The sequence below is a fragment of the Streptomyces inhibens genome, from assembly GCF_003389455.1.
Classification (GTDB): domain Bacteria; phylum Actinomycetota; class Actinomycetes; order Streptomycetales; family Streptomycetaceae; genus Streptomyces; species Streptomyces inhibens.
Genome location: NZ_QUAC01000083.1, coordinates 1 through 19,614, shown reverse-complemented (window position 1 = coordinate 19,614; position 19,614 = coordinate 1). Strand labels below are relative to the sequence as shown.

At 68.8% G+C, this 19,614-nt stretch carries 21 protein-coding genes, 1 other RNA gene and 1 pseudogene; 5 read left to right on the top strand and 18 right to left on the bottom strand.

Going from position 1 to position 19,614, the window contains the following annotated elements; genetic code table 11:
- Positions 1–348, bottom strand: a 348-nt coding sequence (locus tag DY245_RS11905) for an ABATE domain-containing protein (RefSeq protein WP_181923637.1), incomplete at its 3' end; no start/stop codon positions are given.
- 247 nt (positions 349–595) lie between these two features.
- On the opposite strand from DY245_RS11905, the gene DY245_RS11900 reads away from it, so the two are divergent.
- The gene (locus DY245_RS11900; RefSeq protein WP_128506471.1) at positions 596–1,372 is read left to right on the top strand and encodes a class I SAM-dependent DNA methyltransferase; all 777 of its coding nucleotides are present in this window, start codon (positions 596–598) and stop codon (positions 1,370–1,372) included.
- Positions 1,373–1,813: 441 nt separating this feature from the next.
- Here the strand turns inward: DY245_RS11900 and DY245_RS11890 are convergent, their stop codons facing one another.
- The 7 genes from DY245_RS11890 to DY245_RS11860 form a co-directional block, all read right to left on the bottom strand.
- The gene (locus DY245_RS11890; protein WP_128506469.1) at positions 1,814–3,142 is read right to left on the bottom strand and encodes a VanZ family protein; all 1,329 of its coding nucleotides are present in this window, start codon (positions 3,140–3,142) and stop codon (positions 1,814–1,816) included.
- 146 nt (positions 3,143–3,288) lie between these two features.
- Positions 3,289–3,696, bottom strand: coding sequence for a hypothetical protein (locus tag DY245_RS11885; protein WP_128506467.1), 408 nt, complete (start codon positions 3,694–3,696; stop codon positions 3,289–3,291).
- Between the two features lie 414 nt (positions 3,697–4,110).
- Positions 4,111–4,314 (bottom strand): hypothetical protein, encoded by a 204-nt coding sequence (locus DY245_RS11880; RefSeq protein WP_128506465.1) that lies wholly within the window; start codon positions 4,312–4,314, stop codon positions 4,111–4,113.
- Positions 4,315–4,542: 228 nt separating this feature from the next.
- Positions 4,543–5,733, bottom strand: a complete 1,191-nt coding sequence (locus DY245_RS11875) for a uroporphyrinogen-III synthase (protein WP_128506463.1) — start codon at positions 5,731–5,733, stop codon at positions 4,543–4,545.
- 201 nt (positions 5,734–5,934) lie between these two features.
- A complete protein-coding gene (locus tag DY245_RS11870) occupies positions 5,935–7,410 on the bottom strand; it encodes a nitrate/nitrite transporter (protein ID WP_128506461.1) in 1,476 nt (491 codons plus the stop codon).
- 135 nt (positions 7,411–7,545) lie between these two features.
- Positions 7,546–7,863 carry a type II toxin-antitoxin system PemK/MazF family toxin gene (locus tag DY245_RS11865; protein ID WP_425329372.1) on the bottom strand — a complete coding sequence of 106 codons (318 nt, stop codon included), beginning with the start codon at positions 7,861–7,863 and terminating at the stop codon, positions 7,546–7,548.
- Complete coding sequence (locus DY245_RS11860) at positions 7,860–8,060, bottom strand: hypothetical protein (protein WP_128506457.1); 201 nt, start codon at positions 8,058–8,060, stop codon at positions 7,860–7,862. Before DY245_RS11860 ends, DY245_RS11865 begins: the two co-directional genes overlap by 4 nt.
- Positions 8,061–8,264: 204 nt before the next feature.
- Here DY245_RS11860 and DY245_RS11855 point away from each other — a divergent pair, with 204 nt between their 5' ends.
- Positions 8,265–9,092 (top strand): helix-turn-helix domain-containing protein, encoded by an 828-nt coding sequence (locus DY245_RS11855; RefSeq protein ID WP_244942991.1) that lies wholly within the window; start codon positions 8,265–8,267, stop codon positions 9,090–9,092.
- On the top strand, positions 9,089–9,349 hold the full coding sequence (locus tag DY245_RS11850; protein ID WP_128506455.1) for a DUF397 domain-containing protein: 261 nt from the start codon (positions 9,089–9,091) through the stop codon (positions 9,347–9,349). Before DY245_RS11855 ends, DY245_RS11850 begins: the two co-directional genes overlap by 4 nt.
- 6 nt (positions 9,350–9,355) lie before the next feature.
- Here the strand turns inward: DY245_RS11850 and DY245_RS11845 are convergent, their stop codons facing one another.
- Together DY245_RS11845 and DY245_RS11840 are read right to left on the bottom strand one after the other, a co-directional pair.
- A complete protein-coding gene (locus DY245_RS11845) occupies positions 9,356–9,844 on the bottom strand; it encodes a DUF4232 domain-containing protein (RefSeq protein WP_128506453.1) in 489 nt (162 codons plus the stop codon).
- A gap of 167 nt (positions 9,845–10,011) precedes the next feature.
- A complete protein-coding gene (locus tag DY245_RS11840; RefSeq protein WP_128506432.1) occupies positions 10,012–10,986 on the bottom strand; it encodes a LysR family transcriptional regulator in 975 nt (324 codons plus the stop codon).
- A gap of 110 nt (positions 10,987–11,096) precedes the next feature.
- Here DY245_RS11840 and DY245_RS11835 point away from each other — a divergent pair, with 110 nt between their 5' ends.
- Positions 11,097–12,410, top strand: coding sequence for an MFS transporter (locus tag DY245_RS11835; protein ID WP_181923636.1), 1,314 nt, complete (start codon positions 11,097–11,099; stop codon positions 12,408–12,410).
- Here DY245_RS11835 and ssrA read toward each other — a convergent pair.
- The 5 genes from ssrA to ftsE form a co-directional block, all read right to left on the bottom strand.
- Positions 12,409–12,778, bottom strand: a transfer-messenger RNA (tmRNA) gene (gene ssrA, locus DY245_RS11830). The two genes, DY245_RS11835 and ssrA, sit on opposite strands and share 2 nt — an antisense overlap.
- A gap of 101 nt (positions 12,779–12,879) precedes the next feature.
- Positions 12,880–13,380, bottom strand: a complete 501-nt coding sequence (gene smpB / locus DY245_RS11825; RefSeq protein WP_128506430.1) for an SsrA-binding protein SmpB — start codon at positions 13,378–13,380, stop codon at positions 12,880–12,882.
- Between the two features lie 18 nt (positions 13,381–13,398).
- Positions 13,399–14,619, bottom strand: a complete 1,221-nt coding sequence (locus tag DY245_RS11820) for a S41 family peptidase (protein WP_128506428.1) — start codon at positions 14,617–14,619, stop codon at positions 13,399–13,401.
- Between the two features lie 68 nt (positions 14,620–14,687).
- Positions 14,688–15,599 (bottom strand): permease-like cell division protein FtsX, encoded by a 912-nt coding sequence (gene ftsX, locus DY245_RS11815; RefSeq protein ID WP_128506426.1) that lies wholly within the window; start codon positions 15,597–15,599, stop codon positions 14,688–14,690.
- Between the two features lie 9 nt (positions 15,600–15,608).
- Complete coding sequence (gene ftsE, locus DY245_RS11810; protein ID WP_030069385.1) at positions 15,609–16,298, bottom strand: cell division ATP-binding protein FtsE; 690 nt, start codon at positions 16,296–16,298, stop codon at positions 15,609–15,611.
- 251 nt (positions 16,299–16,549) lie between these two features.
- Here ftsE and DY245_RS11805 point away from each other — a divergent pair, with 251 nt between their 5' ends.
- A complete protein-coding gene (locus tag DY245_RS11805) occupies positions 16,550–16,744 on the top strand; it encodes a hypothetical protein (RefSeq protein ID WP_128506424.1) in 195 nt (64 codons plus the stop codon).
- Positions 16,745–16,965: 221 nt separating this feature from the next.
- Here DY245_RS11805 and DY245_RS11800 read toward each other — a convergent pair whose 3' ends face one another.
- The 3 genes and pseudogenes from DY245_RS11800 to DY245_RS11790 all read right to left on the bottom strand — a co-directional run.
- Positions 16,966–17,847 carry a hypothetical protein gene (locus tag DY245_RS11800; RefSeq protein ID WP_128506422.1) on the bottom strand — a complete coding sequence of 294 codons (882 nt, stop codon included), beginning with the start codon at positions 17,845–17,847 and terminating at the stop codon, positions 16,966–16,968.
- 321 nt (positions 17,848–18,168) lie between these two features.
- A complete protein-coding gene (gene prfB / locus DY245_RS11795; protein ID WP_128506419.1) occupies positions 18,169–19,275 on the bottom strand; it encodes a peptide chain release factor 2 in 1,107 nt (368 codons plus the stop codon).
- A 151-nt stretch (positions 19,276–19,426) separates the two neighbouring features.
- Positions 19,427–19,614 (bottom strand): annotated as a pseudogene (locus tag DY245_RS11790) (serine/threonine protein kinase); the annotation flags it as partial.

Here is a 19,614-nt window from a genome sequence, read left to right as displayed (position 1 = left end):
GAGCGCGGCGGCCAGGGCGCCGTCCGCGGTACGCACCGCGTGCAGGGCGGGCGGCGCTCCGGCCGCGGCGGCGGAGTTGAGCAGCGCCAGGTCGGCGTCGGCCGCCCGGCCCCGCAGTTCGTCGTGCACCACACGGCACAGCAGCGCGCGCAGCGCCCGGAAGCGGGCGACCCAGCGGCCGTCGACGCCGTCCAGCGGGGCGTCGTGCGGCACCAGACCGGCTCCGGCCAGCCAGGCCGACAGCTGCGCGGGGCCGGTGAGCCGTTCGGCGGGGGCGCCGCCGGTGGTGGCCACCAGGTCCAGGCAGATCCGCCCGCAGTCGAACCGCAGGTCGCAAGGCGCCGCCATGTGCCTGTCACTCCTTAGGGACCAAACGCGTGTGCTCCCAGAGTGCCCGGCGCACGAGCCGGCCGGAACCCTCCGGAGGCCGCCACTCCGCGCGGGCATCCGCCGTAGACACCGTGCGTAGACACGGGCAGTAGACGCCGTGCGTATACAGCTGATGTATAGTCCGCGACGTGGGCGGCCCGCGGGCTCCTGCGCACCGCGCCGCCCCTGTCGTAGCGCTCGCTGCCCCTCCAGGACGAAGGTCTCCATGTCGCGCAAGTCCCTGCTCACGAACCGCGCCAGCCTGACCCACAAAATCGGCTACGCGGTCCGTAACCCGGCCAAAGTCACCCCGTACGTCAAGCGCACCGCCCGCGACACCTGGCTGCGCCTCAAGCACCCCGACCATGTCGCGTACTACCGGGCGGTGATGGCCTCCGACGCCGGGCGCAACCCGGAGGCCGCGGTCGGCAGCCGCAGCCACGACCGCTGGCTGGCGCTGGGCGAGATGCAGTTCGACTACCTGGCCGAACACGGTCTGAAGCCCGGCCACCGGATGCTGGACATCGGCTGCGGCAATCTGCGCGCCGGCTGGCGCTTCATCTCCCACCTGGACGCCGGCAACTACTACGGCATCGACATCTCACCGGACATCCTGATAGCCGCGAAGCGCACCCTGACGACCTACGAACTACAGGACAAGCTCCCGCACTTGACGATCACCCAGGACCTCAAGCTGGAGTTCCTGCCGACCGCCCACTTCGACGTCGTCCACGCGCACAGCGTCTTCTCGCACTCACCGCTCGACGTCATCGACGAATGCCTCGCCCATGTCGGCCGGATCCTGGCCCCCGGCGGCTTCTTCGACTTCACCTTCGACCGCACCGAGGGCACCGAACACCAGGTGCTGCGCGAGGACTTCTACTACCGGACCGACACCCTGCTGCAACTGGCCCGCAAGCACGGGCTGGAGGCCCGCTTCATGGACGACTGGGAGAAGCGCCCGCACGGCCAGTCCAAGATCCGGGTCAACAACCCGACCTGAGCCTCCGGGGCCGGTCCGGCGGACACGCCCTACCCGTGCTTGCCGTAGCCCCGGAAACGGACAATCCGGTTCATGTCGCGCTCCGAAGGCAGGTTCCGCACCTCAGCGTCCGAGCGCGCTGCACATGCGGGTGCGGTACCGCCTACTTCGAACTCGGCACCAGCGAGGTGGAGCCCGCGCCCACCGGCCCCGGCACTGTCGTGGCGGCCGAAGCGCAGCTCGTCACCGAGGCTGCTGAGTGCCCCGGTGAGGTCCTGGTCTTCACGCAAGGCGGGTACCTGTCGTGGCTGGGAGTCTGTTCGCTGGAACCAGCGATCCGAGCGTCCTGGCCCGTGGCGCTTTTCAGCGTCGTACTCCCGATCTTGGTTTCAGCAGCATTTTGGCGTCGCTGCTGGCAGGCTCAGCATTCAAGCCGCGCTGAGCCTGCCGAAACTTTCGTCATCACAGGTTAGCTTTGCCGGTCTGCCCAGGAAGTGGTGCTTCGGAATTCTGGGGCTGTACCCGCTTTCCGGTCACTGCATCGAGGAACATTGTTTCGGTGTTTTCATCAGAACCGTGCGCCTTCAGGCCGATCATCCATACAGGTCGCCAGCTTCCACTGACTCGCCGGGCGAGAAGTGAGACAGGGTCTGCCTCAGTTCGATCCGATGCCTGTTCTGCCAGCTTTTTGGCTTCCTTCTTTGTGACCGTCGCCTTTGGCAGGGAGGGGTCAGCGGTGGTCTGTGCCGTGACTCCCATAATGCGGCCTGACGTCGTGACGATGATGTCCACACGCATCGGCATCATGACCCCGTGGACGTAGCGGCGATAGTTAAGGAGATGCGCTCCGCGCTGCTCTGCGACTGCCCTGAAGTTTGTTCTCGATCCTGCCGTCTCGTCCGGAAACCATTCTTTCCCGAAGCGTTCTGCCGCTGCCTTCATCTCCACGTCGGTCAGATTTCCGCCATCATCCTTATTGTTCTTTGACCACACACTTTCGAGCTTACGGTCCGGCCAGAGAGCAGAGATTTCACCGCGCGCCGTCTTAGCGGTGAGGCGCCAACGTCCGTGCCCCAGTTCTTGCATTCCGGTTTCCGTGACTTCCGTCTGCTGACCATAGATTTTGACAACCGTCCGGTTCATCCACTGGTCCTGCTGATCGGTATCGCGGAACTTCTGCTGCGCTTGGTTCTGTCTCGCGTCCCCGTCAACGGTGGTGATGGAGAAATGGAAGGCAGCCGTGAGTGCCGCTCCAGTGACAGCGGCCAGTCCCGTGCCCCACAGGATGTCCCTGAGAGTGAATGGGGCCTGGCGCTCTTTTACCCAGAGGTACACGGTAGTGCAGAGCACACCCCCGACCCCTCCGATGGCGTTCGCGGTGATGTCGTCATAGGTACAGGCACGACCTTCCGCAAGCCACGCCTGGGCAAGCTCGATAGAGAAGGCCAGTACCACTGAGCCGACGGCCACGCTGATCGGGCGACGGAAGAGCAGGGTCGCTGTGACCGACACCGGGACGAACAGCAGGAAGTTCAGCTGCGCCGACTCAGAGGCGAGGAAGGCACCAAGGGGCAGGCCGGCGTCGCATACCCGGGCCTGCCCAACTCCTCTGCTACCCGGGGTCATGGTCACGGTGAGGATGCCGGCCAGCGTCGCGGCGAACAACAGTGACAGAACGATGGATTTTTTCTTGGCCCCGGCGATCAGGGCCGCCGGCAGGCCAAGCAGTACCGTGGCAACGACGAATAGCGAGACCAGGCCGGGTAGTGCGCTGATGGAGGCTTCAATCACCGTACGTGTCTCTCAAGGTGAGCGGGGGCGAGAGCAAAGAAGGGGTGCACACAGAAGATGAATACCCTGCTACCCGATGCGCCTTCCGGAGAGAAGCCGGGCGAAGCGTTGCAGAGGCATCAGACATTCTGCGTGCACCCCCTAGATCAGCAGAGTCCGTTGACCGGAGGTGTGTAGTACGTGGAGCCGTCCGACTTCATGAAGCCAGTGGCACTGCAGTCCCCCGTGTCGGAGACACTTCGGCCACCCCAGGAATGCCCTACCGTCTGTCCATTCTTCACGGTCTTGGCGGGGCTCTTCACGAGAATCTTTTCTGTGGTCATGCCGAATACCACAGTGACGGTACCGCCGCCGGTCTTCTTGTACTGCGTTGCAGAATAGAACTTGCTAGCCGGGAGACTTCTTTCGCGGCCGTTGAATGCTTCGAAGCTCAACCGCCCATTGCTCAACTCGGTCGAGGATGTTCCGGCGTAGGCTACCGTAGAACCCATGGCAGCGAGGACTACTCCTCCGACAGCCGCAACTCGCGCAGCCTTCTTCGAAAGAAGTTTCATAATCTAATTCCCCCTGAGCTTATGGATCGAAACGCACGAGGGAAAACGCTGCGTTGACTCGCGATTGCACCCCCGTGCGTGGTCAACTGAGCCGACTTTATAGGAATTTAATGTTCGCGCAAGTTAGATACTGAGCAATAAGTGGTGACGCCCGTCACAAAGTGATAGCCATTCGCGGTTCAGGCCAAATTTCAGATGCTTTCCGGCCGGTTCGGTTGCACCGGCGGGCAGGTCCCCAAGACGCATGCGGGTACCCGGCAATCGCCCCGAAACGGTGGAATGGTGAGCCGGTCCGCGTCCTGGACCTCAACGCTTGACCGCATCCACGCAACTGCGGCCCCGTCGGTACGGCGGGGCCGCAGCGCTTTATTGGGCAGTGCGCATACGGTCGCGCCGGGTGGTGGCCAGGTCACGTCACCGCTCCCGGGTGGCCTGCTGGCCGGCGATCCAGCGCGCTGAGTAGCGCACATCGAGCGGGAGGGCGGCCATGAAACGGGCGATGTCGACGTAGTAGGCGTAGTGGCCCTCCCGGGTCAGCTCCCGCAGCCTGCCAATGGTGGCGGCGATCCCGTCGTGGGGGTCGCGGACGGTGTGACGGAAGCACAGGGCCAACTCCATCGTCGCTTCCGCTGAGGCCAGGCCGGCGAGGCGAGCCTCGGTGCGAAGCAGTTGGGCACGGTCGTCGATGCCCGTCGTGGTGGTTCCGGCGTCGCGGACGAGCGCGGCGATCTGGGTGGTGAGGGTCGTGGCGCGCAGGTCGAGTCCTGGCCACCTGGACCGGCACCTGCCCCACCTGCCACCAACCCACCCCCTGGCAGCCCTACGACACCACCTAACAACGCCCTACTACGCGCCGCCGTACTTGTCGGTGTCCGCATGCGGGTCGAGCGACAGCCGGTACCCGCGCTTGACGACCGTCTGGATCAGCTTGGGCGCGCCCAGCGCCACCCGCAGCCGGGCCATCGCGGTCTCCACCGCATGCTCGTCGCGGCCCGCGCCCGGCAGCGCGCGCAGCAGGTCCGCGCGGGAGACCACCCAGCCGGGACGGCGGGCCAGCGCACGCAGCAGCGCCATCCCGGCCGGCGGCACCGGCCGCAGCGCGCCGTCCACCACGGCGGCGTGCCCGCGGATCTCCATCCGCCGCCCGGCCACCGGCAACGGCCGTACCCGGCCGGGCAGTTCCCGGCACAGCAACTGCACCAGCGGCCCCAGCCGGAAGCGCTCCGGCTGGAGCGTGGGGATGTCCTCGGCCTGCAGCGGCAGCGCGGTCACCGGCCCCACACACACCGGCAGCACCTCCTGCCGCAGCGCCGTCACCACCCGCTCCCGGATACCGCGCTCCTCGGCCCGGCGCAGCAGCGACGCCGCGGCCGGCGCGCTGGTGAAGGTCACCGCGTCCAGGCCGCCCGCGACCACCGCGTCCAGCAGCCGGTCGACCGGCCCGATGTCCTCCGGCGGCATCCAGCGGTACACCGGGACGCCGACGACCTCCGCGCCGTCGGCCCGCAACGCCTCCACGAACCCCGGCAGCGGCTCCCCGTGCAGCTGAAGGGCCACCCGGCGCCCGGAGACGCCCTCCTCCAGCAGCCGGTCCAGCACCTCGGCCATCGACTCGGAGGCCGGTGACCACTTCTCGGTCAGCCCGGCCGCCCGGATCGCGCCGCGCACCTTCGGCCCGCGCGCCAGCAGCTCCACCCCGGTCAGCCGGTCCAGCAGCGCCTCACCGAGCCCCCACCCCTCCGCGGCCTCGATCCAGCCACGGAACCCGATGGCGGTGGTGGCCACGACGACATCGGGGGCGTGGTCTATCAGGTCCCGGGTCACCGCGAGCAGCTCGGTGTCGTCCGGCAGCGGCACGATGCGCAGCGCGGGCGCGTGCAGCACCTGTGCGCCCCGCCGCTCCAGCAGCGCGCCCAGCTCCTCGGCCCGCCGGGCCGCGGTGACCCCGACGGTGAACCCGTCCAGCGGCCGGACGGCCAGTCCCGTCCCCGGCTCCGTCCGTACTTGCCCGCCGTGCTCCTGCTGGTGATCGTGCATGGTCCCGCTCCGCCCAGAGTGGTTGTGCAGCATCCTGCTCCCGTACCGCCGCGGCTCGGGCGGCACGGAGTGCCAAGGTGCCCACCGTGCCAACGGCACGTGACAGGCCCGGTCCTCCAGTATTTCCCCACGGTTACGGCGCCGGGGGGCCGAGGGCTGTGCGGCGGCCCGGACGCGGCCGCCGCACCTGCCCCCGCCGCCTCACACCTCCGCGTAAACCGGCCGCCGCTCGGCGGCCGCGGCCGTCTCGCCCGTCTCCACCCGCGCCGTACGCCGTGCGCGGGCCACAGGCCGCAGGTATACGGCCCAGGTCACCGCGCCGCACACCACGTAGCAGACCAGGAACGACACAAACGCCGGCGTGCCCGACCCGGCCACCAGGAACGACTGGCGAAAGGCGAGGTTGATGGCCAGCCCGCCGAGCGCGCCCACCGCCCCGATCAGCCCCATCGCCGCCCCCGACAGCCGGCGCCCGTACGCCGCGGCCTCCTCCCCCGCCAGCCCGCGCCGCAGCGCCTGGGCCTGGAAGATCCCCGGGATCATCTTGTACGTGGAGCCGTTGCCGAGCCCCGTCAGCACGAACAGCGCGATGAACCCGACGAGGAACACCGGCAGCGACCGCACCGCCGAGGCGTAGATGACGACCCCCGTGGCCAGGCCCATCGCCGCGAAGTTCCCCAGCGTGATCCGGGCACCGCCGAACCGGTCCGCCAGCCGCCCGCCGACGGGCCGGATCAACGACCCCAGCAGCGGCCCGATGAACGTCAGCGACGCCGCCTGGAGAGGCGTGCGCGCGAACTGGTTCTGCAGCACCAGCCCGAACGCGAAGCTGTAGCCGATGAACGACCCGAACGTGCCGATGTACAGCAGCGACATCACCCAGGTGTGCGGCTCCTTGGCCGCGTCCCGGGCCGCCCCGGTGTCGTTCGTCACCGGCCCGAGGTTGTCCATGAACAGCGCCGCGAGCACCGCCGCGACCACGATCAGCGGTACGTACACGGCCAGCACGATCCGCGGATGCGCGGCCCCCGCCGTCCCGATCACCAGCAGCCCCAGCAGCTGGATCACCGGCACACCGATGTTGCCGCCGCCGGCGTTCAGCCCCAGCGCATAGCCCTTCTTCCGCAGCGGAAAGAAGGAGTTGATGTTCGTCATCGACGAGGCGAAGTTCCCGCCGCCGACCCCCGCCAGCGCCGCGACCACCATGAACGTCGAGTACGAGGTGCCCGGCTCGATCACCACCGCCGCCACCGCGGTCGGCACCAGCAGCAGCAGCGCGCTCAGCACCGTCCAGTTACGCCCGCCGAACCGCGCCACCGCGAAGGTGTACGGCACCCGCAGCACCCCGCCCACCAGCGTCGGCATGGCCACCAGGAAGAACTTCCCGGCCGGATCGACCCCGTACTCGGGCCCCATGAACAGCACCATCACCGACCACAGGCTCCAGATGGAGAACCCGATGTGCTCGGAGAGCACGGAGAACGCCAGATTGCGCCGCGCGATCCGCTCCCCCGACTCCTGCCAGAACCCCTCGTCCTCGGGGTCCCAGTGTTCGATCCACCGTCCGCCCCGCCTCACGCGGCCCTCACCACGACTGCCGACCGGGGTGTCATCAGGGCTGCCATCAGAGCTGCCATCAGGGCTTTCGCTACGGGTATCTGCTGCCGCGGCCGTCATCGCGCCTCCCAGGGGTCGGGTCCTGCTCACCGACGCTAGGGACAGCGGGTTTCCGTACGGTGCCGCCCGGTGACGCGTACGAAACCTTGCACTCACGCGATGCGGCGGGGGGCGGTGAGGGGCGGGCGGCCCTCGTCAGAGACCGAGGTAACGCGTCACAGCGTGTTCGACTTCGGCGAGTTCATCACGGTCGAGATAGTGGATGGGATCGCCATGAATGAATGAGGTATCCACCGTGCGAATCTGATCGACCAGAAACCTCGTGCTGGTCCCTGCCAGTTCGACCTCGGGCCGGAACACCGAGGGCTGTGCGCTGGTGGACGTCGGGACAACGGTGGCGACGCTCCAAGGCATGGATGTCGGGCTCAGCACCAGGCCAAAACGGCGCCCTCGCTGCTCGTGCCCACGCTTCGCATCGCCGAAGTCGACCCGATAGACGGCGCCACGGATCACCAGGCGTCCTCTTCCGTTGTCAGGTCCTCATCGGCCAGGCGTTCCGCGTCGCTGCGGGCACGGGAGAGCCATACCTCACGCTCCAGGAGTCGCAGCGCACGCCGGATCACGTCACTGGTGCCCTCGCCACCGCGCATGGCGTCCTTGATGATCCGCGCATCCTCTTCGGTGGGCCGAAACCCTATCGTCGCTGCCATACAGGACAGATTAACGCCGCGTAAAACAGCTGTCCAACGGTTGTAGTACACGCCCCTCGCCCCGAGGCCGGTCAGTTGAATCTTTGCGTTCACGCAGTGACGGTCGCAGTGTGTAACTACGCTGCACAGTGCGTGAATCCGTACTCCTGGTGAGTACGGGTGGACATACGGTCACAGGCGCCCAAGTACGGGGAGTGGAACGCCATGCAGCCGCGAAAGAAGCCCAAGAACCGGCACTCCGCAGCGATGGAAGTCATCGGTGCACAGCTGGCGCTGTTCCGCATCAACGCCGGCCTCACCCAGCGCGGCCTCGGGGAACGAAGCACCGCGTCCGAGGAGACCATCGCCTCCATCGAACAGGGCAGGCGGGCCCTGATGCCGCATCTGGCGACCGAGTTCGACCAGCTCCTGAACACGGGCGGGGCGCTGGCGACGGGGGTGGCGAAGCTGCCTCCGAAGGAGAAGTATCCGATCTGGGCGGAGGATTTCATGGCCTATGAGCGGCAGGCCCTCTCGCTCGGCTGGTACGAGAACGGTGTCATCCCTGGCCTACTGCAGACCGAGGACTACGCGCGCGCCACGTTCCGCAGCAAAATCCCGCACCTCAGCGAGGAGAAGGTCGAGCAGAGCGTCACGGACCGACTGGAACGCCAGCAGATCCTGCACAAGACGAACCCCGTCACCGCCAGCTTCGTCATCTCCGAGGCCACCGTGCTGAGCAACATCGGGGGCCGCGAGATCATGCGGGGCCAGATCTCCCACCTGCGTCAGTGCGCGGAACTCACCGGCGTATCCGTTCAGGTCCTGCCACTGAAGCGAGAGCATCACGCCGGGCTCGACGGACCGTTCGTACTGCTGGAAACCGCCGACCACCAGCACCTCGCCTATACCGAGGCGCAACGCAGCAGCGAGCTGACTTCCGACGCCGACGAGGTCAGCATCCTCGCTCAGAAATATGGAATGCTGCGAATGCAGGCCCTCGACGCAGAGGAAACCATGGGCCTGCTGGACCGGCTGCTAGGAGAGCGATGACCCATCTGACGTGGTTCAAGTCCAGCTACAGCGGCAGCGAGGGCGGCGCCTGCCTAGAAGTCGCCTACACCTGGCACAAGTCCAGCCACAGCAGCGAACAAGGCGGCAACTGCGTAGAGGTGTCAGCCCACCCCACCACCATCCACGTCCGCGACTCCAAGGACCCCCAAGGCCCGCACCTCGACTTCTCGCCGGGTGTCTGGGCCTCGTTCACCTCGTTCGCCGCACGTACCGCTGCCGCCACAACAGGCCCGTAACCGGGGCTACTCGGCCGCTTCCCGTGGCGGGTCCATCCATATCTTTTCCGCGCAGATGTACATCGACAGGCGCTTGCCCGCCTCGTCCCGTGCCGCGACCGCCTGCCGGCCCGGGTAGTCGTGCGGGGCGGACACCACGGCGAGGTCGTTGGTGACGGCCATGGGGTCGCTCAACGGCGCGTCCTTGGGACAGTCCTTGTAGCGCAGGCCGGTCGTGATCTTGCCGCCGCGCCGCAGGTCTATCGGCAGGGCCCGGCCATGGCCTTCGCCATCGGACTCGGTCGCCTTGCCGAGGTGGACCTCGACGACCGGGAAGCCGCGGAACACACACGGGCCGGAGCCCGTGTTGACGATGGACAGCCGGGCCTCGCGGTGCTTGGTGTGCGGCTTCCTCTTCAGGACGGTGAGCTTCCACCGCAGGCCCTTGGTCGTGCAGTTGGCGTGCAGTGCCGCCATCCGCGGTGAGCCGCAGGCCGTCAGGGCCAGGCCCGCCATGACGGATATGGTCAGCGCGGCCGACACCACCGCAAGACGTGAACGCCGTTGCACGACTCCCCCTGTTCGTTCGACACACGAGTCCCTGCCGTTAAGGAAAGCTTTCGCGCGCCCGAGGTTGCCTGTGCGGCCGTACCTTCTTCCGTAAGTCGATCAGCGCCGGGCCCTCACCCGCGCACCCCCATCACCCGCGCATCCGCCTCCGGGAGCCACCATGCGCTCCCGGGCAGCGCCGACCAGGCGTGCCGCTCGCCCAGTTCCCGTGCGGCCGCCCGCAGCGCTTCCAGCCCCGGATGCCGCAGCCCGCGCCGCCACACCATCGATATGGGCGACAGCGGTACGGGGTCCACGATCGGCCGCAGCACCATCCCCGGCACCTCGATGAACTCCACGCTCGCCAGCACCGACCACCCCTGCTTGCGCACCACCCGTACGAACTCCTGCGAACCCTCGATCTCCGGGAACGGTTCGGCCATCGCGATGCCGCGCCCCGCGAAGAGCCGCTCGGCCAGGTCCGTCCACTCCGCGGTCTGCGGATTGCCGGCGGCCGCATAGAGCGTCTCGCCGGCCAGCTCCGCGAGCGGGACGGCGGGCCGTGCGGCCAGCGGATGATCGTCGCGCAGCAGTACCGCCATCGGCTCCAGCCGGACCGGCTGATGGTCGAGACCGGCCCGCACGCCCGCCGGCAGCGCCGCGACACGGCCGAAGGAGACATCGAGCCGCCCGGCCGCCACCTCGGCCGCCGCACCCGTCAGCCCGCTGTGGAAGCGGGCGACCAGCTCACAGCTGTCCGGCACCCGGCCCCTGGCCGCCTCCAGCACCCCGTGGGCGGTGCCGATGGGAACCCCGACATCGACCAGCAGCGGCCGCTCGGGGACCGGCCGGAACGCGGCGGTCAGCTCGTCCTGCGCGGTCAACACCCGCCGCGCGTACGGCAGCAGCCGCTCCCCGTCGGCCGTCAGCGCGACCCGGCGGGTGCTCCGCACGAACAGCGTGGCGCCCAACTCCCGCTCCAGCCGGCGGATATCGCGGCTCAGGGCCTGCTGGGCGACGTACAGCCGGGCGGCGGCCCGGGTGAAGTGCAGCTCGTCGGCGACGGCGGTGAACGCGCGGAGCAGACGCGGATCGATGTCGTACGGCATCGTGCCATCCTGGCAGTGTCCAGCGGCGCGACGCGATGACAATCCAGATGCGTGAATGGGGGCTGATCAGGTGTTGGACGGCCGGTGGGGGCAGCCACGACCGTAGAGACATGATCCTCTTCCTCGCCGCCCGGCCCGTGACCTCCCCGCCAGTACGCCCCGCCCCGCGCCGCCGCGCCCGCCGCGGCCCGTTCGCCCCCTACCGCCGGATCTTCGCCGTCCCCGGCACCCGCGCCTTCACCGCCGCCAATCTGCTGGCCCGCCTGCCCATGGGGATGCTCAGCATCAGCGCGGTCCTGATGATCGCCGGCTCGCGTGGCTCCTACGCGCTGGCCGGGGCGGTCACCGCCACGGGACTTGCGGCAACGGCGCTGGTCGGGCCGTGGACCGCCCGGCTGATCGACCGCTACGGCCAGTCCCGTATCGCGGTCCCGGCCACCGTGCTCGCCGTCCTCGGCTCCCTCTCGCTCCTCCTGTGCGTCCGCTACGACGCGCCCGCCTGGACCCTCTTCGCCTCGTACGCCGCCACCGCCACCACCCCCAACACCGGCGGGATGTCCCGCGCCCGCTGGGCACACCTCTTCAGCGACGATCCGGCCGCCCGGCACACCGCCAACTCCTTCGAACAGGCCGCGGACGAGCTGTGCTTCATGCTCGGCCCGGTGCTCGCCACGCTGCTGTGCACCACGCTCTTCCCGGAGGCGGGTACGGCGGTGGCCGCGGCGCTGCTGCTGACCGGTGTGCTGCTCTTCGCGGCCCAGCGCCGCACCGAACCCCCGGTGGCCGCCCGGACGGCGGCCCATGCCCCCACCCGCTCGCCCCTGCGCGTCCCCGGCCTCCCACCCCTCCTGATCACCTTCCTCTGCACCGGCGCGATCTTCGGCTCGCTGGAGGTGGTGACGATCGCCTACGCCGACGACCACGGCATCCGCTCCGCCGCGGGCGGCATGCTGGCCCTCCAGGCGGCCGGCTCCTGCGCGGCCGGACTGCTCTACGGCCTGCTGCCCCCGGCGGGCCGTACCCACCGCCGCTTCCTGACCTGCGTCGGCGCAATGGCCGCCCTGATGCTGCTGCCCCTGCTCGCCGCCTCGGCCGGAAGCCCGGCGGCGCTGGCCGTCGCCCTCCTGGCGGCCGGTATGGCCACCGCACCGACCATGGTCACCGGCATGGGCCTGGTCCAGTCCCGCACGCCCGCGGGCCAGCTGAACGAGGGGATGACGCTCGCCGTGACGGCCCTGCTGGGCGGCATCGCGGCCGGCTCGGCAGCGGGCGGCTGGGCCGTGGAACACCTGACCGGGCCCGGCACCGCCTACACGGTCCCCGCCACGGCGGCTGCCCTCGCCGTCGCGATCACCCTGGTGACCCGCAGCAAAAAAGCCGCTGCCCCGCGAGAGTCTCGCGGGGCAACGGCTTACATGGGATGAGTGGAGATGGCGGGAATCGAACCCGCGTCCAACGGTGCAGAATCAGGGCTTCTCCGAGTGCAGTTCGCTGCGATTTTCTCGGCCCCGGAGATCACGCGAACAAGTCTCCGACGGGCCCAGCCACTGTTTGATTTCCTCCTAGGCCCCGTGACCGGGTCTAGAAGTTTAGTTCCCTAGCTGATGCCAGGATCCGGGTCGGGAACAGCCCCGGGCTGACACTTCGCAAGTCGCTACTTAGGCAGCGAGGGCGAAGGAATCGCGCTTGGTATTGGCGATTATTGGTTGCGACATATGGTTAACGAGATCATTGCCGCTTCCTCGACTCGCTTCCCCTGCTTCGACATCCGCTGTCGAAACCGATCATCCCCATGTTTTTTTATCAAGGTGGTACCTGCACCCCTCCTGGGGTGCCTTGCCATCGTACGTGAACAACGGACGAAGTTGCCAGCGTATTCCTGCCGGGCCGCGCTCAGGCCCGCTGCCGCCGCCTGGCCGCCGAGACCGCCCGGTCCGTCTCACGGCGGTCCTGCTGCTCGCGGAGCGTCTGCCGCTTGTCGTACTCCTTCTTGCCCTTGGCCAGGGCGATCTCGACCTTGGCCCGGCCGTCCTTGAAATAGAGGGCCAGCGGCACGATCGTGTGCCCCGACTCCTGGCTCTTGGACTCCAGCTTGTCGATCTCGGCGCGGTGCATCAGCAGCTTGCGCTTGCGCCGGGCCGCGTGGTTCGTCCACGTTCCCTGCGCGTATTCGGGGATGTGTACGTTGTGCAGCCAGGCCTCATTGCCGTCGATCTGGACGAATCCGTCCACCAGCGACGCCCGGCCCTGTCGCAGCGACTTCACCTCGGTGCCGCTCAGCACCAGGCCACACTCATAGGTGTCCAGAATGTGGTAGTCGTGCCGCGCCTTCTTGTGCTGCGCCACGAGCTTGCGCCCGGGCGTCTTGTCCTTGTCCTTGGTCTGCTTGCTCATAGTGTCGCCATTTTCGCACTAAGCACCGGTCCCGAGGCCACTCAATACTGTGCGAGCCCGTTTTTCGGCATGATCCTCGACCACCAGGTCGGGGGTGATGCCGGCGCCGTCGACGGTCCGGCCGGACGGAGTGCGGTAGTGGCCGACGGTCAGCTCGGCCACCGAGCCGTCCGGCAGCTCGCTGGGCATCTGCACCGAACCCTTGCCGAAGGTCGGGGAGCCGACGACGACCGCCCGGCCGCGGTCCTGGAGGGCGCCGGCCAGCAGCTCGGCGGCGCTCATCGTGCCGCCGTCGACGAGGACGACCAGTGGGAGGCGGGTGTTGCCGCCCCGCTCGGCGTACAGGGCGCGCTGGCTTCCGCGTACGTCGTACGTGGTGACCAGGCCGCCGTCGAGGAAGGCGGAGGCGGTGGCGACGGCCTCGGTGACCAGGCCGCCGGTGTTGCCGCGCAGATCGAGCAGCAGGCCGCCGTGCGGGGAGGCGCGGCGCACCGCCCGGCGGACCGCGTCGCCGGTGCCTTTGGCGAACGCGGCGATCTTGACCCGGGTCGGGCCGTGGGCGCCGGCCGGCCGGTCGGTGACGACGTTCCGGGTTCTGAGGCGGGTGCGGTGCAGGGTCGTGGTCCAGTGCCGGGCGCCGCGCTGGAGGTCCAGCTCCACGGGGGTGCCGGCGCCGGCGGCGCGACCCCAGGAGCCGTCGGGGACGTCACCGCGCAACCGGGCGACGATCTCGGTGACCGGCCGGCCCCGGGTGGTCAGGCCGTCGACGGCGCGCAGCCTGTCGCCCACGGCGATACCGGCCCGGGCCGCGGGGCCGCCGGGCTGGACCCGGGACACCTCGGTCCGGCCGCCGGCCACCTGCCGTACCCACAGCCCGACGCCGACGTAGGCGCCGTCCAGCTGCTCCTGGAAGTCCTCGAACTCGCCCGGCGTGTAGATCGTCGACCAGCGGTCGCCGCTGCGGCTGACGACGTCGGCGGCGGCCTGCGCACCGGACTTGCCGTCCGCGATGGCCTCGGAAGCGGCCCGTTCGACGGCCGCGCGGTCCGCGGTGGCGGATTCGGGGGTGTGCGCCCCGAAAGCCGTACGGTCCCTGGCGGTCCGCTGCGCGGCGCCCTCGGCCCGGTCGCTCCAAGTGCCGGTCGCCGCACCGGTGGCGAGCACGCCCGCGAGGAACAACGTCAGGGCCGCCCCGCGGCGAATGCGGCGGGGCCGGTCGTACGAACACGGGCCCGACATGGCGGTGAGTCTAGGGGACAAAAGGGCGCCGTACGGCGAGTTGACCGTACGGCGCCCCTTGGCAAAGCTCACACCTTGAGGTACTTGCGCAGCGCGAAGAACGCGGCGAGCGCGGGCATCAGCAGCCCGATCAGGAGGACCAGCGGGAGGACCGCGGCCACCGAGTCCCAGCCGATGAAGTTGATCACCTGGATCTTCTTCGCCAGCCAGTTGTTGATGAGGACGTACTTGCCGCCGACGATCAGCACACACGCGAAGGTGGCGCCGAGCAGGCCCGCGATGGCGGCCTCCAGGATGAACGGCATCTGGATGTAGAAGCTGGACGCTCCCACCAGCCGCATGATCCCGGTCTCCCGCCGCCGGCTGAACGCCGACACCCGGACGGTGTTGACGATCAGCATCAGCGCAACGACGAGCATCAGCCCCATCACACACAGCGCGGCGATGTTCATGCCGTTGAGGAGGTTGAACAGCGGCTCAACGGTGTCCCGTTGGTCCTGCACCTCCTGGACGCCGGGGCGTTCGGAGAACGCCGACTTGATGACGGCGTACTTCGTCGGGTCCTTGAGCTTGACGCGGAAGGACTCCGGAAGCTGGTCGGGCGTCACCAGTCCGGCGACGGGCGTGTCGCCGAACTGCTCCTTGTAGTGCTTGTACGCCTGGTCGCTGGACTCGTACACCACCGGCTTCTGCACGATCGGCAGCCGGTCGAGCTCGGCCTTGATCTCGTTCTTCTGCTGCTGAGTGGCCGCGCCCTTGGCGCAGTTGCCGGATTCGGCGTCGTTCTTGTTGCAGAAGAAGATGGAGACGTTGACCTTGTCGTACCAGTAGCCCTTCATCGTGCTGACCTGGTCGCGCATCAGCAGCGAGGCGCCGAACAGGCCCAGCGAGAGGGCTACCGAGACGATGACGGCGACGGTCATCGTGAGATTTCGGCGGAGACCGACGCCAATCTCCGACAGGACGAACTGGGCGCGCATGGCGTCCTTTCAGTGCTGGTAGCCGTACACGCCGCGCGACTGGTCGCGTACGAGCCGGCCCTTCTCAAGTTCCATGACCCGCTTGCGCATCTGGTCGACGATCTGCTGATCGTGCGTGGCCATGACCACCGTCGTACCGGTCCGGTTGATCCGGTCCAGCAGCTTCATGATGCCGACGGAGGTCTGCGGGTCGAGGTTGCCGGTGGGCTCGTCCGCGATGAGCAGCATCGGGCGGTTGACGAAGGCCCGCGCGATCGCAACGCGCTGCTGCTCACCGCCGGAGAGTTCGCCCGGCATACGGTCTTCCTTGCCGCCGAGGCCGACGAGTTCGAGGACCTCGGGGACCGTCTTGCGGATCTGGCCACGCGGCTTGCCGATGACCTCAAGGGCGAAGGCGACATTCTGCCCCACGGTCTTGTTGGGGAGCAGCCGGAAGTCCTGGAAGACCGTGCCCACCTGGCGCCGCATCTGCGGGACCTTCCAGTTGGACAGCTTCGCGAGGTCTTTGCCGAGTACGTGCACGGCGCCATGGCTGGCGCGCTCCTCGCGCAGCAGCAGCCGCAGGAAGGTGGACTTACCGGAGCCCGAGGAGCCCACCAGGAAGACGAACTCGCCGCGCTCGATTTCGAGCGAGACGTCCCTGAGTGCAGGGCGGTTCTGCTTCGGGTAGGTCTTGGAGACGTTGTCGAATCGGATCACTGATGCACCACGGTCGACCTGGATAGGGGCACGGGTTGCCGAGTTGCGGCTCCCGTCGGTGTGCGTGACCATACGCGAACCTCGCACGGCGGCGTAGTCGCCGTAGGGGGTTGGTGCGTTTATTCACGGCACCTACGGGACAAAAGGGCGCACAATTCCGCGGGGCGCGCCGTTCCGTCTTGGAGCTGGCACAGTGGAAGAGGGAACCAATGCGCCTTCCGGTGCGTTGGTGCAGTGGAGAAGGAGGTCGCATGACGTACGACCGACTGGTGTGCGCCAACTGCGCGGCCCCTGTGAGCGAGGGCCGCTGCCCTGTCTGCCGGGCGAACAGAGAACGGCTCCAGCAGCAAGCGGGCGGTATGTTCGCCCAGCTCAGCCCAGCGATGCTGGTGGCTTTGATGATCGTGCTGATCGCGGTCGGTGTACTGCTCCACCAGGCCGCCTGACGCCGATAGGAAGCCGCCCGANGTATGTTCGCCCAGCTCAGCCCAGCGATGCTGGTGGCTTTGATGATCGTGCTGATCGCGGTCGGTGTACTGCTCCACCAGGCCGCCTGACGCCGATAGGAAGCCGCCCGAGCGCCGCCCTGGCGGCAGCCGGGTGCCACGAACGCCGAGGGGCCCGGGACGCTGCTGCGTCCCGGGCCCCTTGTGGTGTCACGTCAGCGTCAGGCCGCTGCCGCGCCGCCGCCGTTCTTGTTGATCAGACGGGGCAGCATACGGAAGCCCACACCGCCCGCGATCATCGTCGCCGCGCCGATGAGCAGGACGGTGGTGCCGGAGGAACCGGTCTCCGCCAGCTCCCCGCCCTTCGCCTGCTGCTTGGCCTGACCGGGCGTGTCAGCGATCTGCTCCTTGCCCTGGCCGGGCTGCTCGATCGGCTTGGAGCCCTCGTTGTCGGTGCCGGTGCCGGTGGAGTCACCGCCGGTGGAGTCACCGCCGGTGCTGTGGCCACCGGTGGTCTGGCCGCCGGTGGAGTGCCCACCCGTGGTCTGGCCACCCGTGGTCTGGCCGCCGGTGGAGTGCCCACCCGTGGTCTCGCCGCCGGTGGTCTGACCGCCGGTGGAGTGCCCACCCGTGGTCTCGCCGCCGGTGGTCTGACCGCCGGTGGAGTGCCCACCCGTGGTCTCGCCGCCGGTGGTCTGACCGCCGGTGGAGTGCCCACCCGTGGTCTCGCCACCGGTGGTCTCGCCACCCGTGGTCTGACCGCCGGTGGTCTCGCCACCCGTGGTCTCGCCACCGGTGGTGTCGCCACCGATCTCGCCGCCGGAGTCCCCACCGATCTCGCCGCCGGTGGTGTCGCCGCCGACCTGGCCGACGGTTTCACCGCCGTCGGTGGTGCCGACGGTGTCGCCGCCGCTGGAGTCACCGCCGGAGTCACCGCCGCCGATGATGCCGCCAATGATGCCGCCGATAATGCCGCCGTCCTGGCCCGGGGCGTCACCCGGGCTGGCGGCGGAGGCCGCGCCAGCAGCGGTGAGCGACGCACCGGCCGCGATCACCGCACCGGCCGCAATGCGCGCTACGCGCAGCCGCGTCTTCTTCGTCATGTACTGCTACCCCCAGTAGCTGAACTCGTCGTTGGAGCACCGCTGTACGGGGCGACGAGCCGTTGGGGGTACGCGAGTTTCGGCCCCGCACTGCGGGCAGGCCACTCATTTCCCCGTTCATACACGCGCCCCAGACATACGCATGCCGCGCCCAGCCTTCCCAGTTCGGCCAACATCGTCAAGGTCGAATAAAGGCTCGATGCCCGAATTACTGGGAGTTGGGCGGTACATGGACATACGACTGTGACCAAATCGCCACGGCAAAATACAACTGCCTCCCCAAAGGAGGCAGTTGTTTCACGTGCGGAGGGGACGGGCCCGCTACTTCTCCTGCTGCTTGCGCCAGCGGATTCCGGCCTCCAGGAAGCCGTCGATGTCACCGTCGAGCACCGAGGTGGGGTTGCCGACCTCGAACTCGGTCCGCAGGTCCTTGACCATCTGGTACGGGTGCAGGACGTAGGAACGCATCTGGTTGCCCCAGGAGTTGCCGCCGTCGCCCTTGAGCGCGTCCATCTTCGCCTGCTCCTCCTGGCGGCGGCGCTCAAGGAGCTTGGCCTGGAGGACGTTCATCGCGGACGCCTTGTTCTGGATCTGCGAGCGCTCGTTCTGACAGGAGACGACGATGCCGGTCGGAAGGTGCGTCAGACGGACCGCGGAGTCGGTGGTGTTGACGCCCTGGCCACCGGGGCCCGAGGAGCGGTACACATCCACGCGCAGGTCCGATTCGTCGATCTCGACGTGGTCGGTCTTCTCGACGACGGGCAGCACCTCGACGCCGGCGAACGACGTCTGGCGGCGGCCCTGGTTGTCGAACGGCGAAATGCGCACCAGGCGGTGCGTGCCCTGCTCGACGGAGAGCGTGCCGTAGGCGTACGGGACCTGGACGGCGAAGGTGGTCGACTTGATGCCGGCCTCTTCCGCGTACGAGGTCTCGTAGAGCTCGGTCTTGTAGCCGTGCCGCTCGGCCCAGCGCAGATACATCCGCTGGAGCTTCTCGGCGAAGTCGGCGGCGTCCACGCCACCGGCCTCGGCGCGGATGTTGACGAGCGCCTCACGGGCGTCGTACTCACCGGACAGGAGGGTGCGGACCTCCAGCTCGTCGACCGCCTTGCGGACGGAGGCCAGCTCGCTCTCGGCCTCGGCCCTGGCGTCCTCGTCGCCCTCGTCCTCGGCGAGCTCGAAGAGCAGCTCCAGGTCGTCGACGCGGCCGCGCAGCTCCTCGGCCCGGCGCACCTGGCCCTGGAGGTAGGACAGCCGGCTGGTGATCTTCTGCGCGTTCTCCGGGTCGTCCCACAGGGACGGCGCCGCGGCCTGCTCCTCGAGCACGGCGACATCGGCCCTCATCTTGTCGAGGTCCAGGACGGCCTCGATCGACCCCATGGTCGAGGAGAGGGACTTCAGCTCTTCGGATACATCGACGACTGCCACGCACCCAGCCTAACGGCTGCCGCCGTCAGCGTGACCCGGCCCCGGCAGGTCGATCCTGCCGGGGCCCGGGAGAACCGGGCCCACGGCGGGTCGTGGGCGGGCGCCACGGGGCCGCAGTACGGCCGGCCGGTCACCCCGCGGGCCCGGACCGTCACGGGGTGTCCTGATCCGTCCGATGAACGCCCGGTGTGGCGTCGCCCGGCTCGTCGTCGCCCGAGGCCAGCCAGCCGCCCAGACCGGCCGCGACGACCACCACGGCGGCGGCCGCGCCGATCCTGGTCCGGCGGCGGCGCACGGCCTCCGGCGCCGAACGGTGCCGGGCCGAGCCGGCCCGGCGCT